This window comes from Roseovarius sp., from assembly GCF_965228755.1.
Taxonomy (GTDB): Bacteria; Pseudomonadota; Alphaproteobacteria; order Rhodobacterales; family Rhodobacteraceae; genus Roseovarius.
The window spans coordinates 24,229-39,240 of record NZ_CBDDIG010000012.1 but is presented as its reverse complement, the minus strand read 5'-3'; the positions used below and the strand labels follow the sequence as shown (position 1 = coordinate 39,240).

The following is a 15,012-nucleotide window of genomic DNA, read 5'->3' as shown; positions in this document are numbered from 1 at the left end:
GCGGCGGCGATGTTGCGCCGGCGGATCGCCCCCCGGATCGCCCGCAGCACCTCGAGCTGCGTGGTGACATCCAGCGCCGTGGTCGGCTCGTCCAGCACCAGTAGCTCCGGCTCGCTGCACAACGCCATCGCCAGCATCAGCCGCTGCAGCTGCCCGCCCGAAAGCTGATGCGGATAGCGGCGGCCGATGGTCTCGGGCTCGGGCAGCCGCAGCTCGCGGAAGATCTCCACCGCCCGCGCCCGCGCCGTCCGGCGCCGCACCCCGCCGCTCACCACCGCCGTCTCGATCACCTGGAACCCCACCGTCATCGACGGGTTGAATGTCGCCGCCGCGCTTTGCGCGAGGTACGCCACGCGCCGTCCGCGCAGGGCGCGCGTCTTGCCCGACCCGGATTCCCCCGCCAGCGCCAGCACCTCGCCTCGCCGCAGCGCCACCGACACGTCGCGCACGATCTCCACCGCCGGGCCAGCGCCCCCGTCCGTGGCGATGTGCAGGCGATCCAGCTCGAAAACGACGTCCCCTGCCATCGCTCAGCCGCCCAGCCGATAGGTTCTGACACCGGTGCGCCAGCTTTGGTCTTTCAGCATGCTCTCGTAGAAGAGATGCAGCCGATCGCCGAATTGCAGCGCCTCGAATTTCTCGGCCACCTGCTCGTCGCCCATCAGGTCGTCGAACATCTCGATCTCGACACCGTCGAAGAACAACGGATCCTCGCTCAGCGCCAGCCCGATCCTCAGCGTCCGTCGGGTGGGGCGGGTGTAGAAAAAGAAGGCGTGCTTGCCGCCGATCCGGATATCGCGGTCGAGATTGCCGCCACAGCGCGCACAGATCGCGCCGTCCTGCAGGAATTTCAACGGGTTGCCCTCGTGCCGGGCTTCCAGCGTGATCCGGCGCGTGACCTTGTCGATGCGCAGCCGGGCCCAGCCCAGCTCGCCGAAACCGCCCTCCTTGCGATAACTGTCATAGCCCTGCCAGAAGGTCACGCTGCCGGCGTCCTCGGAGACCGGCACCACCGCGCCGTTCGATTCCAGCGACCACCCCTCCACCGCGCCGCCCCGGGTTTCCCACCCGACCTCGGGGTAGAGCGCGAAATCCGGGTCGATCGTGAAGTCGCCATCCGGGGCAGGGGCCGTGGCCGCGGTGATGCCCCGCCCGTCGCACAGAAAGCCGACGTGGAAATCCGGGGCGACGGCGATGACGTGATGCAGCACCGCGCGGTCCCGGTCCGCCGCCGGCCGCAGCACCAGGCGCGCGGCCTCGCGCTCCAGCGTCTCGGGGTGGAACCGCCGCGCCCAGCTTTCCCAGCGGCCCGCCACGATCCGGGTCGTGTAAAGCCAGGTCCAGCCGTCCTGCGCCACCAGCCTGCCGGCCGTGTCGAACAGGAACCCGCCAAAGCCGTGCGGCTCGCCCAGCACATCCATCCTGTACCCGGTCAGGGTCAGCATGGCGCCCTTCTCCGGGGCCGTTCCTGTCGGGTGCATGGTCATCGGGTCTCGTTTCCTTCCTGGCCGATGCGCTCGGCCCGTCTGCTCGGGCCTCAGCCCATGGTTTGGGTAATCGCCCGGCTGCTGCGGGCCGACAGGTCGTCGACGACGAGGTTGATGGCGAGGGTTAGACTGGCAATGGCCCCCGCCGGCCACAGCGCGGCATAGGAGCCATAGGCCAGGCCCTGCACGTTCTCCCGCACCATGCTGCCCCAGTCGGGCGTCGGCGGCTGCACGCCCAGCCCGATAAAGCTCAGACCCGAGATGAACAGCATCACGAACACCAGCTTCATGCCGAAATCCGACAGCAGCGGCATGGCGATGTTGGGCAGCACCTCGTGAAACACGATCCACGGAAAGCGCTCGCCCCGGATGCCGGCCACCTCGACGAAATCCTGCACCATCACGTTCATCGCCAACGCGCGCGAGAACCGGAACACCGACGAGGAGAACACCACCGCCGTCGTGGCGATCACCACGATGTTCGAGGTGCCGAAAGCCGCGATCACCAGCAGCGCCAGCATGATGTTGGGCAGCGACAGCAGCACGTCGTTGACCCGGCTCAGCCCGGCATCCGCCCAGCCGCCGACCGTCGCCGCGCAGATGCCCAGCGTCGCACCGATCAGGTAGGTCAGCACCGTCGCCGCCAGCGCCAGCCCCAGCGTCGTGCGCGCGCCCAGGATGATCCGGCTCCAGATGTCGCGCCCGATGTAATCGGCGCCCAGCAGCAGCCGGTCGTCGGCGGCATAGGGCATGTCGGCGATGGTTGCGCCGGGGTCGTGGGGCGCGATCCACGGGCCAAGCAGGGCGACCAGCGCCCAGAACAGGATCACCGCCGTCCCGGCCCATCCGCCGGGGCCGATCCGCCGGTGCCAGCCGCGCCGGGCGGGCCTGTCGTCGAGGTCCATATCCGTCATGGCATCCGGTTCCTTCCGCGTCTACCGGGCATGGCGCAGGCGGGCATTGGCAAGGATCGCGGCGATATCCGCCACCAGGATCAGCACGACATAGGTCGCGCAGAAGATCATCGCGCAGGCCTGCACCACCGGCAGGTCGCGGGTCTGCACCCCGTCGATCATCAGCTTCGCCAGCCCCGGAAAGGCAAAGATCGTCTCGACGATCACCACCCCGCCCACCAGGTAGGCCATGTTCAGCGCCACCACGTTCACGATCGGCCCGAACGCGTTGAGCCCCACGTGCAGGAACACGATCCGCCGCCGCGACAGCCCCTTGAGCACCGCCATCTCGACGTAAGGTTCGTTCATGATGTTGAGCGTCGTCGCCCGGGTCAGCCGCACCAGCTGCCCGAACAGCGAGATCGTCAGCGTCGCCACCGGCAGCGCCAGCGCGGCCGCCCATTCGCCGGGGCCGCTGTCGCCCCGCAGGTTCGAGATCGGCGGCAGAAGGCCCAGCTCGATCGAGAAGACCAGCACCAGCACGGTGGCGGTGAAGAACTCCGGAAACGAGATCGAGCCCAGCGTCATCCACGACACCGCCCGGTCCGTCCAGCTGCCCGGGTACATCGCCGCCAGAAGCCCCGCCGCCAGCGACAAGGGCACCGCGATGGCCGCGACGCAGCCGGCCAGCAGGAAGGTGTTCCGCAGCCGCGGCGCCACCAGGTCGGCGATCGGCACGTTGCGGGCGTGCGACATGCCCAGGTCGCCCCGTGCCAGGTCGCCAAGCCAGAAGAGGTAGCGCAGGTAGGCCGGCTGATCGAGGCCCAGCTCGGCCCGCAGAACCTTCAGCGTCTCCGGCGTGGCGCTCTGGCCGAGGATGATCTCGGCCACGTCACCGGGAAGGATCTCGGTGCCCGCGAACACGATCAGCGAGACCGCGAACAGCATCAGCACACCGATGCCCAACCGTTTGACAACCATCTTCCACATGCGCGGTCCCGTCCCCGGCCTCGGCGGCCCGTGTCAGGCCCTGAAGGCCACGAATTCCGGCCATTCGCAGCCGCCGAGGCTGCCCAGCGGGTTGCGCGTCAGCCCGGTGATCCGTTCCGAGATACCGTCGACGATGTTGCGGTGCGACGGGATGAGCACGCCGGCCTCGTCGGTCACCAGCTGCTGCATCTCGCGATGCAGCTCCGCCTTCAGCCCGCGGTCGGTGGTGGCGCGGTCTTCCTTCAGAAGCTGGCCGAACCGCTCGTTGATCCACTGGCTTTCGTTCCACTTGGCATCCGGCGCGAAGGCGAGGCTCATCATGATGTTGGCCGTGGGCCGCATGAACCAGTCGCTGACATGCAGCGGCGTCTTCATCCAGACCGAGCTCCAGTACCCGTCCGACGGCACCTTCTTGACCTGCAGGTCGAAGCCCACCTGCTTGGCCTCCTGCTGCAGCAGAAGCACCATGTCCTCGCCGAAATTCGGCACCTGGATCTCGGCGCTGGTGACACCGGATTTCTGCAGGTAGTGCCTGGCCTTGTCGGGGTCGAAGGCGCGCTGGGTGACGGCCTCGGCGTATTCCGCATAGGCGGCATTGATCGGCTGGTCGTTGCCGATCGTGCCCATCCCGCCCTGCGAGAACGCCAGCGTGCGCTCGCGGTTGAGCAGATGCTTCAGCCCGAGCACGAAATTCGGGTCCGAGCCGGGGCCGGTATTGGTCATGCAGATGATGCAGGTGTAGGAGCCCGACGGCACCGACCAGACCGTCACGCCATCGGTGTTCTGCACCATCGGCACGGCCTTGGGATCGAGGTTGGTCACCATCTCCGCGTCCCCCGACATCAGCGCGCTCAGCCGGGCGGAATCGTCGGCGATGGCGAACAGCTCGATCTGGTCGGGCTTCGGCGGCTCGCGCCAGTAATCCTCGTTGCGGGTGTGGATCGACCGGATCCCCGGCTCGTACTCGGCCATCCTGTAGGGGCCGGTGCCGAGCGGGTTGGCGAAATTGCTCTCGCCCTCCTTCAGCACCTTGAAATGGAACGTCCCGAGGATCGAGGCGAGGTCGGAATTCGGCGCGCTCAGCTCGGCCTTGACGGTCGTGTTGTCGACCTTGCGCCATTCCTTCACGTCGCTGAACAGCACCTTGGCCTTCGACGCGGTCTCCTCCCCGATATGGCGGTTCATCGACCACACCACGTCATCCGCCGTCATCGGAGAGCCGTCGTGGAAGGTGACCCCCTCGCGCAGCCGGAAGGTCCACTCCGTCGCGTCGGCATTGGCTTCGAACGCCTCGGCCAGTTCCGGCTGCGGCGTCAGGCTTTGGTCAAGCTGGACGAGGTTGTTGAAATGCGCCCGCCCCCGGGTGAAATCCCCGGTCGAGGAGAACAGCTGGGGGTCCATCGTGTCGGTGCCGTAATCGCTCAGCGCGCAGCGGATCGTGCCGCCCTGCGAAGGCGTGTCGGCCTGCGCCGCGCGGGCGCCGAGGAAAAGCTGGCCGGCCGCCGCTGCCGTCATCCCCGCCGCCCCGGCATAGGCCAGGAAGTCCCGCCGCGAGATACCGCTCCGGATCGCCGCCGACACCTCGTCGCGCTGGCGTCCGGAAAGACGCGTAAAGGCGGTTTTCGTGGTTTCGTTATCCGACCGTCTCATGCCAACAACTCCCATAGCATTCGTTTATCTGTCTGCACCGAAGAAACAGATGCACGTCGTTAACCTCGCCCTGTGGCGTGCCACCCTTTCCCTGACTGGCCATTCAGAGGTTGATGGCGTCAGGGTTTCCGGGGGCTTGGGAAACGCTAGGCCGGTTCGAAATGCATGACAAATTTTTTTGTTCGATAGTTCAATGCCGAAATGTTATGCGTAATTCATGAACTTCCGCCAGCTCGAAGCCTTCCGCGCCATCATGATCCACGGCTCTGCCACCAGCGCCGGCGAGGCGCTGCACATCACCCAGCCGGCGGTCAGCCGGCTGCTGTCGGATCTCGAACAGGCGCTGGGCCTGCAGCTTTTCGAGCGCAGCCACCGCCGGCTCATTCCCACCGCCGAGGCGCGGCTGCTCTACGAGGAATCCGAAACCGTTTTCGGCGGGCTCGACCGCCTGCGCGAGGCGGCCCTGTCGCTGCGCGACCTGAACCGCGGCCGCATCCGGATCGTGACCGAGGTGGTCTATGCCGACGGGATGATGCCCCGGCTGATCGCCGAGTTCCAGAAGGCCCACCCGGACATCAAGATCCAGTTCGACACCGGCCCCTCGGCCTCGATCGTGCAGTGGATCGAGCTGTGCTGGTACGACCTCGGCATCGTCGTGCTGCCGGCGCCGCAGGCCAACGTCCAGCTCCAGGCCTACACCTCGAACGAGGCGGTCTGCGCCATGCCCGCGGATCACCCGCTGGCGCAGGCGGAGGAGGTCGACCTCCCGGCGCTGCACGGCGAGCGGTTCATCGCGCCGGTCCCCAACTCCGCCTTCCGTTTCCACTTCGACCGGCTTTTCGCCGCCCGGGACATGCGCCCCGAGATCGGCATCGAGATGCGCACCCAGCACGGCATGTGCGCCGCGGTGGGCGCCGGGGCGGGCATCGCGCTGGTCGATCCCTGCGTGATCCCCGATGTCGACCCCGCGAAAGTGCGCTTCCTGCGCATCAGGGGCGGCTGCAAATGGGACACGGCGATCATCTCGCCCAATACCAGGCCGCCCTCGCTCATCTGCCGCGACTTCGTGCGCTTCCTGCTCGAGGCCGCGGCGGCATGAGCTTGTCCCCGGTGCGCGCGCCATGCTACCTCCGGGCTCGGCCATGGCGACATCGGCCCCTGAAACGCTAGGTGACGTGACGCGGACATGACCCCGACCTCGACCTCCTTCGACCTGGCCGGCCCCGAAACCGGCGCCCCGGTGGTTCTGATCCACGGGCTTGGGCTCAGCCGGGCGATCTGGGCGGATCTCCTGCCCGAACTCTCCACGCGCCACCGGGTGCTGCTCTACGACCTCCCCGGCCACGGCCGGAGCAGTCCGGCGGAAGAGCCGATGTCGCTCACCCTCTATGCCCGCCAGCTGCGCGACCTGATGGATCACGTCGGCATGGCCCGCGCCACGGTGATCGGCTTTTCCCTCGGCGGCATGATCAACCGGGCGCTGGCGATGGCCGCGCCCGAGCGGGTGCGCGCGCTGGCGATCCTCAATTCCCCGCACGAACGCACGCCCGAGGCGCAGGCCCAGATGGAAGCCTATGCCGGCCAGAGCGCGAAGGGCGGTCCGGCGGCCACGATCGACGCGGCGCTGGCCCGCTGGTTCACCGACGACTTCCGCGCCGCCCGCCCGGACGTGGTCGACGACGTGCGCGCCCAGGTGCTGTCCTGCGACCCGGCCAGCTATGCCGCCGCCCGCTCGGTGCTGGCGCGTGGCGTGAAGGAGCTGATCGCGCCCGAGCCGTCGATCACCTGCCCGACGCTGGTCATGACCTCCGAGAATGACACCGGCAGCACCCCGGCGATGGCCCGGGCCATGCAGCGCGAAATCAAGGGATCGACGCTCGAGATCGTGCCGGAGGTCAAGCATCTCGGCCTGCTCGAGCGGCCCGAGGCCTTCGCCCGGGCGCTGACCCCCTTCCTCGACCGGCTCGGCCCGTCCCCCGCCCGCTGACGGCGCGGGGCAGGGCGCGCCCTCTGCCGCCTAGGCCGCGCCGTTCCCGGTGATCACCGGCGCGAATTGCAGCACGCTCAGGAATTCGAACAGCATCTGCGCCCCGGCATGGGCGGTGTTGGTCGTGGCGTCATAGGCCGGCGCCACCTCGACCACGTCCCCGCCGACGAAATTGACCCCCTTCAGCCCGCGGATCAGCGCCATCGCCTCGCGCGTGGTCAGCCCGCCGATCTCGGGCGTGCCGGTGCCGGGGGCAAAGGCCGGGTCGAGGCTGTCAATATCGAACGAGAAATAGGTCGGCCCGTCACCCACCACGCGCCGCGCCATGTCGATGATCGCATCCAGCCCCATCTCGCCCATCTCCCGCGCCTCGATCACCGTCATGCCCGAGATCTCCGAGAACTCCCAGATATACCCGGCCGAGCCGCGAATGCCGATCTGGATGGTCCGCTCCGGGTCCAGCACGCCATCCAGCACGGCGTTGCGGAACGGCCCGCCATGGTGGAACTTCTCGCCCTCGTAGGCGCCGCCGGTGTCGCAATGCGCGTCGATATGGATCATGCCGACGGGCCGGTCGCGCCCCAGCACCCGCAGTACCGGGTGTGACACCGAATGATCGCCGCCCACGCCCACGGGCACCACCCCCGCGGCGGCGATGCGTTCGACGAAGCTTTCGATATCCGCGTGGCACTTGGCCAGGTCGAAGCGGCTGCGGAACGGCACATCGCCGATATCGGCCACCCGCATCTGGTGCAGGGGCGCGGTGCCGTGCGCGTCGTTATAGGGCCCGACCCGCTCGATCGCCCGCAGCGCCCGCGGCCCGAAGCGAGAGCCGTTGCGATTGGTCACCGCAAGGTCCATCGGCATGCCGTAAAGCGCCACCTGCAGATCGTCCAGCGCCCCGGTCCCGTCGCGCGAGGGCGCGTCGAGCAGCGTCGGAAACCCGGCATAGGGGGCGGGGCGGTTGCCGCCCTGCGAAAAGATGTGATCGGCGATCTCCTGGTAGCGCGGGTCGATCATGTCGCCCCCGGTCTTGGCGTCGAACTGCGCGCGCAGGGCGTCGAGCTTGTCTTGTGTCCAGGTCATCGGTGTCTCCATCCGCAGGGTGTTGGCCGCGCGAATGTGCCGCAAGCGGGCGGGCAAGTACACCGCGAATCCGGTCCGGCGCCCCGGCCCGTTCCTGCTCGAATACCGCGATTGCACCGACGCAATACCGACAAAATACCGACGTTATACCGACGTTGGAAATCGGCTCTCCGAAGGCCCTCGAACCGCCCGCGAACGCCCTTGCGGCGCCACCATCAGCCCGGGGGCGCAACGCCGTTCCGGCCCAATGAAACAAGGCCCCGGGTCCTCCGGCACCCGCCCACGGCCTCCGCCCGGCACCGTCGAATAATCTTAACCCCCCGGTGTCATACATGAGGGTAACGCGCCGTACGGTCCCCCGCACCCGCTGCACGCCCGATTAACCATTCATTAACCGGCCCTGTTCCGGCCCGGCCTACCCGGCCCGCCAGAGGGTGCCCGTCACGCTGGTCAGCGCAAAGCACAGCGCCGCGACACAGACGATGGACGGCCCCGCCGGCGTGTCCAGCACATAGGCCGCGCGCAACCCCACCACCGCCGAGGCCGCGCCGATCAGCGCGGCCGTCACCGCCATGCCCTCGGGCGTGCGCGACAGCGGGCGCGCCGCCGCCGCCGGTATGATCAGCATCGCCGCGATCAGCAGCACGCCCACCACCTTGATCGCCACCGCCACCGTAATCGCCAGCGCCAGCGTCAGGATCAGCTTCTCGCGCCGCGGGTCGATGCCGCTGGCATGGGCCAGGTCCTCGTTCAGCGTCGAGGTCAGCAGCCCCGACCAGCGCCAGCCGATCAGCCCGACGACCACCGCGGCCCCGCCCCAGATCACGGCCAGATCCCCGCGCGACACCGCCAGGATATCCCCGAAAAGGTAGGCCATCAGGTCGATCCGGATGCCCGACAGGAACGACACCGCCACCAGCCCGAAGGCCAGCGCCGAATGCGCCAACACCCCCAGCAGCGTGTCCATGGCATAGCCCCGCCCCGACAGAACCGTCACCGTCAGCGCCATCGCCAGCGCCACCGCGACCGCCCCGGCGAAGATCGAGATCTGCAGCGCCAGCGACAGCGCCACGCCCAGCACGGCGGCATGCGCCGTGGCATCGCCGAAATAGGCCATGCGCCGCCACACCACGAAGCTGCCCAGCGGTGCGGCGGCACAGGCCACGCCCAGCCCCGCAAGGGTTGCGCGCATCATGAAATCGTCAAGCATCACTCGGCGGCCTCCGTGTGATCGTGGGAATGCTCGTGGTCGCAGGTGCCGTCATGGGCATGGTCGTGATCGTGCCGGTACAGCGCCAGCGCCCCGCCCGTGCCGCTGCCGAACAGCGCGCGGTATTCCGGCGCCGACGACACCTTCTCCGGCGTCCCCTCGCAACAGACATGCCCGTTGAGACAGATCACCCGGTCAGACGCGCTCATCACCACGTGCAACTCGTGGCTGATCATCAGCACGGCACAGCCGGTCTCGCGCCGCACCTCCTCGATCCGCCGGTAGAACGCGGCCGAGCCCGGCTGGTCCAGCCCCTGCGTGGCCTCGTCGAGCAGGATCACGTCGGGCCGGTTGATCAGCGCCCGGGCCAGCAGCACCCGCTGGAACTGCCCGCCCGACAGGCCCGACATCTGCCGCCCGCCAAGGTCCGGAACCCCGGCGGCCTCCAGCGCCTCGGCGCAGGCGTCTTTCGGAACGCCGCCCGGCAAGCGCAGGAACCGCTCGACCGTCATCGGCAGGGTCGGGTCGATATGCAGCCGCTGCGGCACATAGCCGATGCGCAGGCCGGGCTTGTGGATGACCCGCCCCCGCGCCGGGGCGACGGCCCCGATGATCGCGCGCAGCAGGCTGGTCTTGCCCGACCCGTTGGGCCCGACCACGGTGACGATCTCGCCCGGCTCCACGTCCAGCGACACGTCGCGCAACACCGTCACCGCGCCGTAACGGACGCTTAACTCGCGAAGCGATATCAGGCTCATGCCTCGGCCTTTTCCGCGCAGGCGGGGCAGACGCCCTCGGCTTCCACCACCGTCCGCTCGATCCGGAACCCGGCCTCGCGCGCGGCCTGTCCCAATGCGCCGCGCGTCGGCGTCGCGTGCGCCTCGGCCACCGAATCGCACAGCCGGCAGATCATGAAGGCCGGCGAATGGCTGGTCCCGGGATGCGCGCAGGCGATGAAAGCGTTAAGACGTTCGATCTTGTGCGCGAAGCCGTTGGCGACCAGGAAGTCGAGCGCGCGGTAGGCCACCGGCGGCTGGGAGCCGAACCCGGCATCGCGCAACCGGTCGAGCACTTCGTAGGCGCCAAGGCCGCGGTGCCCCTGCAGGAGGATTTCCAGCGCCTTGCGGCGCACCGGGGTGAATTGCAGTCCCTTCTCGGAACAACGCTCTTCCGCCGCCGCGATGCCTGCCTCGACACAATGGCCGTGGTCATGGGCGGCAAAACCGAGGGGCTCCGTCGTCGGGTCGGGCTTGTGGTGTCCGGGGCTTGTCATGTTATTTTATATCATGTATCGGGTCATGGATGTTATAAAATCACATGGAGCCCCGGATGTCCAGAAACCTTCTCCCGCTGACGCTGACCGCCTCGTTTCTGGCCGGTGCGGCCATCGCCGAGGCGCCCGACGTCGCGGTCGATATCGCACCGGTCCACTCGCTGGTCGCACGGGTGATGGCGGATGTGGGACAGCCCAGCCTGATCGTCGCCCCCGGCGCCAGCCCGCACGAGTTCAACCTGCGCCCGTCGGAAGCCCAGGCGCTCCAGGACGCGGCGCTCGTGGTCTGGATCGGGCCGGGCCTGACACCCTGGCTCGGCGCATCCATCGAGACGCTGGCGGGCGGGGCCGAGGTGATCACCCTGTCCGGCCTGGACGGTACGACAACCCTGCCGACCCGGGAAGGGGCGCTCTTCGAGGCGCATGATCACGACCACGGCGGCCACGACCATGACCATGACCATGCGGAGGACCACGACGAGGCCCACGCCGAGGAGCATGACCACGACCATGCCGAGGAGCACGACCACGACCACGCCGAAGGTCACGATCACGACCATGACGAGGGGCACGACCACGACAGCGAGGAGGCCCATGCCCATGGCGGCCACGACCCCCACATGTGGCTCTCGCCCGAGAATGCCTCGGCCTGGCTGACCGCCATCGCCGACGCGCTTTCCGAGGCCGATCCGGACAACGCCGCCACCTACGCCGCCAACGCCGCAGCCGGGCGCGAGGAGCTGGCGGCCCTGTCGCGCGAGATCGAGGAGGGTCTCGCCCCGGTACGTGGCAACAACTTCATCGTATTTCACGACGCCTACCAGTATTTCGAACAGAGCTTCGGCATCCCGGCCTCGGGCGCCATCTCGCTTTCCGACGCGACAGACCCCAGCCCGGCGCGCATCGCCGAGGTACAGGCGCGCGTCGCGGAACTGGGCGTGGAATGCGTCCTGTCGGAACCCCAGTTCAGCCCCGGTGTCGTCGCCGCCGTCATGGACGGGACAGAGGCACGGACCGGCGTGCTCGACCCGCTCGGCGCCGACCTGGAACCGGGGCCAGGGCTGTACCCCCAGGTCCTTCGGAACCTCGCCAGCGCCTTGGCGGAATGCCTTGACGGCTGAAAGGATCGGCCTGGGTCTGCGCGGCCGATGAACCGGCCGCGCAGCCTGCACGTCAGACGGCCGGCGGGCTGAGGCGGGCGAACCCTTCCTGCCGCCGGTACGGGAACGCCGGGTAGGCCGCGTCGCGCTGGCTGGCCCGGTCGAGAAAGGCGACCTGCTCGGGCGTCAGAGACCAGCCCACCGCGCCCAGGTTCTGCTTCAGTTGTTCCTCGGTCCGGGCGCCGATGATCACCGACGAGACGGTCGGCCGCCGCAGCAGCCAGTTAAGCGCCACCTGCGCCACCGTCCTGCCCGTCTCCCCGGCGACCGCGTCGAGGGCGTCGACCACGTCGAAAAGATAGGCGTCATCCACGGGCGGGCCGAACGCGGCGGTCTCGTGCAGGCGGCTTTCTTTCGGCAACGGCTGGCCGCGCCGGATCTTGCCCGTCAGCCGGCCCCAGCCCAGCGGGCTCCAGACCATCGCGCCGAGCCCCTGGTCAAGCCCGAGCGGCATGAGGTCCCATTCGAAGTCCCGTCCGATCAACGAATAGTAGACTTGCTGAACGACGTATCGCGGCCAGCCGTGACGGTCCGATACCGCGAGGGATTTCATCACCTGCCAGCCCGGGAAGTTCGACACGCCCGCATAGCGGATCTTGCCGTCGCGCACGAGGATGTCGAGCGTGTGCAGCACTTCCTCGACCGGGGTGAACGCGTCGTGGGCGTGGAGTTGAAAGATGTCGATGCGGTCGGTGCCAAGCCGTTGCAATGCGCCATCCACGCTGGCCATCAATCGCGAGCGGGAGGTGCCCCAATCCTGAGGCCCGTCGCCCATCGGCAACCCGGCCTTGGTGGAGAGGAGAACCTCGTTCCGGCGCCCCCGTATCGCGGCGCCGAGCACCTCTTCCGAGGCCCCGTCGGAATAGACGTCGGCGGTGTCGAACAGGGTGACGCCGGCGTCGATGCAGATGTCCACGATGCGCTTTGCGCCGTCGGAATCGGTGTTCCCCCAGTTCGAGAACAGCGGCCCCTTGCCGGCAAAGGTTCCGGCCCCGAAGCTGAGCGCCGGCACCCGCAGGCCCGATCGGCCAAGTTGACGATATTCCATTCCGGTGTCTCCTGTTTTCAGCCTGATTTCCCGGCCCGCCTGGCGGTGGCCGGGCCCCATGCGACATGGGGCGTCCGGTTCAGGTAGACGCCCCGGATCGCATTGAGTAGACGTTACAGGCGAACAGCTGGAGTGAACTGAAGTCACAAATGGCAAGTCGAGAAATCAATCGTTTCAATGACATGACGCTGTTCCTGTCCGTGGTCGACGAAGGCAGTTTCTCGGCGGCGGCGCGTCAGAGGAACGTGTCGCCGTCGACGATTTCCAAGACGATTGCGCGGCTCGAGGCGCGGTTGGGGGCGCAGTTGATCCACCGGACGACGCGGGGGTTGCGGCTGTCGGACGAGGGGGCCGAGTTCTACAAGCGGGCCCGGGCCATCCAGGCGGATGTGGAGGAGGCCGAACAGGCGATCGGGCGGGCCTCTGCCCTTGCCGGGCGGATCCGGGTCACGGCGAGCGCGTCCTATGCGGTGCACGTGCTGTTTCCGGCCCTGCCGCGGTTCCTGGACGCGCATCCCGAGGTGACCATGGAATTCACCACCACGGACCGGGTGGTCGACCTGATCGGCGAGCGGGCGGACATTGCCATCCGGGCCGGGCCCTTGAAGAGCTCGGGGCTGATCTCGCGCGGGCTGGGCCGGTCCCGAAGGCTGATCGCGGGCGCGCCCGGCTATCTGGAGGCACGCGGAGTTCCGCTTTCTTTTCAGGGGCTTGCCGGGCATGACCTGCTGGAGTTCGGCTATGCACGGGAAGCGGGGCGCTGGTCGCAGCTTGAAGGGATGCCGGCCGGGGTTCTGTCCGGCAACGGGCGGCTGGTGGGGAGCGACGGGGAAGCGCTGCGGCAGATGGCGCTGGCCGGGCTGGGCCTTGCGCGGCTGGTTCGGTTCACGGTGGCCGAAGACCTGGAAGCGGGGCGCCTGACGGAGGTTCTGGGCGACCGGACGGCGCCGGATTGGGAGCAGTTCCACGCGGTCTGGAACGGTGGCGGGCCGATGCCGGCGCGGATGCGGGCGTTCCTGGATTTCCTGGCGGAGGAGGGGCAGGTCTCGGACGCGGGCGAGAGGGTTGTCGACGGCCGGTGAGGCGATTCGATGGTTAACGGCCCTATCCTGAAGGGATCGCAACGTCGGTATCACGTCGGTATTGCGTCGGTATCACGTCGGTGTCGGGGTCTGTAAGCCGATGGGTTGATGCGCCGTGCCGCGCGCAACACACAAGATGCAGGGTGGCGCGCAACAGGGGATCGCGGCGCAGGGAAGTCCCGACCGGGCCCCGGGGCGGCCTCATTCCCCCGTGGCCGGGCCGGAGATTTCGGCGGTGAGCCATTTGCGGAAGTCGCGGCACTTGCGGGAGGCCGCCGCCTCGGGCGTGGTCAGCAGGGTATAGTCCATCCCCGGCAGGCGCACGTCCGGGCGGTAGGGGGTCAGCAACCCCTGCGCCACGAGGTCGGAGACCAGCAGCGTGCTGGCCAGGATCACGCCCTGGCCGGCGATGCCGCATTGCACCACGTGGTGTTCCTGCTCGAAGCTGCGGATCCGGGCGGTTGCCGCCATGCCGGGCTGGCCGGCCGCCTCGAACCACGCGGGCCAGCCGACCCGGCGGAGGCCGGCCTGCTGCCAGTCGGTTTCGATGAAGTCATTGCCGGCCGGATCGACCCCCTCGCGCAGGCAGGCGGGGGCGGCGAAGGCGCCGAAGGTTTCCCGGCAAAGGGGGGTGGCCGCCAGCCCCGGGGCCGATGCGGCCCCGTAGCGTATGGCGGCATCGACCCGGCGGTCGCGTATCAGGTCCGATCGCGCGGTGTCAGTTTCCAGCCGCACCCGGTAGCGCGGGAACCGGTCGTGAAACCGGCCAAGACGGGGCACCAGCCACAGGGCGGCAAAGGCCGGCGTCGTGGCTATGGTCAATGTCAGCTCATCTTCCATCTCGTCTTCGACGGTCGCCATGATGGTCGACAGGCCCCGGTTCACAGCCTCGGCCAGGCGCATTCCGGCCTCGGTCGCCGTGACCCGCCGCGTGCCGCGAACGAACAGGGCAACGCCGAGTTGATGTTCCAACCCCTTGATATGATGCGATACGGCCGTGGGCGAGACGTTCAGCTCGCCGGCCGCGTCCTTGAAGCTGCCAAGGCGAACCGCGGCTTCCATCGCGCGCAGCGCGGGCAGGGAGGGGAGCTTGTTGAACATGGTTTGTTATAGATGAATTTTATTTCACCGACATCATGGAATCGA

The 15,012-nt window shown here is 68.4% G+C and carries 15 protein-coding genes; 4 read left to right on the top strand and 11 right to left on the bottom strand.

Annotated features, from left to right (window positions below; translation table 11 throughout):
• The 5 genes from ACO07J_RS18325 to ACO07J_RS18305 all read right to left on the bottom strand — a co-directional run.
• On the bottom strand, positions 1 to 527 hold a 527-nt coding region (locus ACO07J_RS18325; protein ID WP_422031628.1), incomplete at its 3' end, for an ATP-binding cassette domain-containing protein.
• Positions 528 to 530: 3 nt separating this feature from the next.
• Complete coding sequence (locus ACO07J_RS18320; RefSeq protein ID WP_422031626.1) at positions 531 to 1,487, bottom strand: hypothetical protein; 957 nt, start codon at positions 1,485 to 1,487, stop codon at positions 531 to 533.
• 50 nt (positions 1,488 to 1,537) lie between these two features.
• Positions 1,538 to 2,401, bottom strand: coding sequence for an ABC transporter permease (locus ACO07J_RS18315; protein ID WP_422031624.1), 864 nt, complete (start codon positions 2,399 to 2,401; stop codon positions 1,538 to 1,540).
• Positions 2,402 to 2,422: 21 nt separating this feature from the next.
• Positions 2,423 to 3,370, bottom strand: coding sequence for an ABC transporter permease (locus ACO07J_RS18310; protein ID WP_422031622.1), 948 nt, complete (start codon positions 3,368 to 3,370; stop codon positions 2,423 to 2,425).
• Between the two features lie 33 nt (positions 3,371 to 3,403).
• Entirely contained in the window at positions 3,404 to 5,020 is a 1,617-nt protein-coding gene (locus tag ACO07J_RS18305; RefSeq protein ID WP_422031620.1) for an ABC transporter substrate-binding protein, read from the bottom strand.
• 217 nt (positions 5,021 to 5,237) lie between these two features.
• Between ACO07J_RS18305 and ACO07J_RS18300 the strand changes: the two genes are divergently transcribed.
• On the top strand, positions 5,238 to 6,119 hold the full coding sequence (locus ACO07J_RS18300) for a LysR family transcriptional regulator (RefSeq protein ID WP_422031618.1): 882 nt from the start codon (positions 5,238 to 5,240) through the stop codon (positions 6,117 to 6,119).
• Positions 6,120 to 6,206: 87 nt separating this feature from the next.
• Positions 6,207 to 7,007 carry an alpha/beta fold hydrolase gene (locus tag ACO07J_RS18295; RefSeq protein WP_422031616.1) on the top strand — a complete coding sequence of 267 codons (801 nt, stop codon included), beginning with the start codon at positions 6,207 to 6,209 and terminating at the stop codon, positions 7,005 to 7,007.
• Positions 7,008 to 7,037: 30 nt separating this feature from the next.
• Here the strand turns inward: ACO07J_RS18295 and speB are convergent, their stop codons facing one another.
• From speB to ACO07J_RS18275, 4 genes are all read right to left on the bottom strand, one after another.
• Complete coding sequence (gene speB, locus ACO07J_RS18290; RefSeq protein WP_422031614.1) at positions 7,038 to 8,093, bottom strand: agmatinase; 1,056 nt, start codon at positions 8,091 to 8,093, stop codon at positions 7,038 to 7,040.
• A 415-nt stretch (positions 8,094 to 8,508) separates the two neighbouring features.
• Complete coding sequence (locus ACO07J_RS18285; RefSeq protein ID WP_422031612.1) at positions 8,509 to 9,303, bottom strand: metal ABC transporter permease; 795 nt, start codon at positions 9,301 to 9,303, stop codon at positions 8,509 to 8,511.
• Positions 9,303 to 10,061 carry an ATP-binding cassette domain-containing protein gene (locus ACO07J_RS18280; protein WP_422031610.1) on the bottom strand — a complete coding sequence of 253 codons (759 nt, stop codon included), beginning with the start codon at positions 10,059 to 10,061 and terminating at the stop codon, positions 9,303 to 9,305. Before ACO07J_RS18280 ends, ACO07J_RS18285 begins: the two co-directional genes overlap by 1 nt.
• Complete coding sequence (locus ACO07J_RS18275) at positions 10,058 to 10,576, bottom strand: transcriptional repressor (protein WP_422031608.1); 519 nt, start codon at positions 10,574 to 10,576, stop codon at positions 10,058 to 10,060. Before ACO07J_RS18275 ends, ACO07J_RS18280 begins: the two co-directional genes overlap by 4 nt.
• Before the next feature lie 56 nt (positions 10,577 to 10,632).
• Between ACO07J_RS18275 and ACO07J_RS18270 the strand changes: the two genes are divergently transcribed.
• A complete protein-coding gene (locus ACO07J_RS18270) occupies positions 10,633 to 11,697 on the top strand; it encodes a zinc ABC transporter substrate-binding protein (protein WP_422031606.1) in 1,065 nt (354 codons plus the stop codon).
• 52 nt (positions 11,698 to 11,749) lie between these two features.
• Here ACO07J_RS18270 and ACO07J_RS18265 read toward each other — a convergent pair whose 3' ends face one another.
• Complete coding sequence (locus ACO07J_RS18265; RefSeq protein WP_422031604.1) at positions 11,750 to 12,784, bottom strand: aldo/keto reductase; 1,035 nt, start codon at positions 12,782 to 12,784, stop codon at positions 11,750 to 11,752.
• A 149-nt stretch (positions 12,785 to 12,933) separates the two neighbouring features.
• Between ACO07J_RS18265 and ACO07J_RS18260 the strand changes: the two genes are divergently transcribed.
• The gene (locus tag ACO07J_RS18260) at positions 12,934 to 13,866 is read left to right on the top strand and encodes a LysR family transcriptional regulator (RefSeq protein WP_422031602.1); all 933 of its coding nucleotides are present in this window, start codon (positions 12,934 to 12,936) and stop codon (positions 13,864 to 13,866) included.
• Positions 13,867 to 14,067: 201 nt separating this feature from the next.
• Here the strand turns inward: ACO07J_RS18260 and ACO07J_RS18255 are convergent, their stop codons facing one another.
• Complete coding sequence (locus ACO07J_RS18255) at positions 14,068 to 14,967, bottom strand: LysR substrate-binding domain-containing protein (RefSeq protein WP_422031600.1); 900 nt, start codon at positions 14,965 to 14,967, stop codon at positions 14,068 to 14,070.
• Positions 14,968 to 15,012: the final 45 nt, after the last annotated feature.

Bases quoted from the DNA above. Each gene is read 5' to 3' on its own strand.
- ACO07J_RS18320 (WP_422031626.1), bottom strand. From the start codon at position 1,487: ATGACCATGCACCCGACAGGAACGGCCCCGGAGAAGGGCGCCATGCTG.
- ACO07J_RS18315 (WP_422031624.1), bottom strand. From the start codon at position 2,401: ATGACGGATATGGACCTCGACGACAGGCCCGCCCGGCGCGGCTGGCAC.
- ACO07J_RS18310 (WP_422031622.1), bottom strand. From the start codon at position 3,370: ATGTGGAAGATGGTTGTCAAACGGTTGGGCATCGGTGTGCTGATGCTG.
- ACO07J_RS18305 (WP_422031620.1), bottom strand. From the start codon at position 5,020: ATGAGACGGTCGGATAACGAAACCACGAAAACCGCCTTTACGCGTCTT.
- ACO07J_RS18300 (WP_422031618.1), top strand. From the start codon at position 5,238: ATGAACTTCCGCCAGCTCGAAGCCTTCCGCGCCATCATGATCCACGGC.
- ACO07J_RS18295 (WP_422031616.1), top strand. From the start codon at position 6,207: ATGACCCCGACCTCGACCTCCTTCGACCTGGCCGGCCCCGAAACCGGC.
- speB (WP_422031614.1), bottom strand. From the start codon at position 8,093: ATGACCTGGACACAAGACAAGCTCGACGCCCTGCGCGCGCAGTTCGAC.
- ACO07J_RS18285 (WP_422031612.1), bottom strand. From the start codon at position 9,303: ATGCTTGACGATTTCATGATGCGCGCAACCCTTGCGGGGCTGGGCGTG.
- ACO07J_RS18280 (WP_422031610.1), bottom strand. From the start codon at position 10,061: ATGAGCCTGATATCGCTTCGCGAGTTAAGCGTCCGTTACGGCGCGGTG.
- ACO07J_RS18275 (WP_422031608.1), bottom strand. From the start codon at position 10,576: ATGACAAGCCCCGGACACCACAAGCCCGACCCGACGACGGAGCCCCTC.
- ACO07J_RS18270 (WP_422031606.1), top strand. From the start codon at position 10,633: ATGTCCAGAAACCTTCTCCCGCTGACGCTGACCGCCTCGTTTCTGGCC.
- ACO07J_RS18265 (WP_422031604.1), bottom strand. From the start codon at position 12,784: ATGGAATATCGTCAACTTGGCCGATCGGGCCTGCGGGTGCCGGCGCTC.
- ACO07J_RS18260 (WP_422031602.1), top strand. From the start codon at position 12,934: ATGGCAAGTCGAGAAATCAATCGTTTCAATGACATGACGCTGTTCCTG.
- ACO07J_RS18255 (WP_422031600.1), bottom strand. From the start codon at position 14,967: ATGTTCAACAAGCTCCCCTCCCTGCCCGCGCTGCGCGCGATGGAAGCC.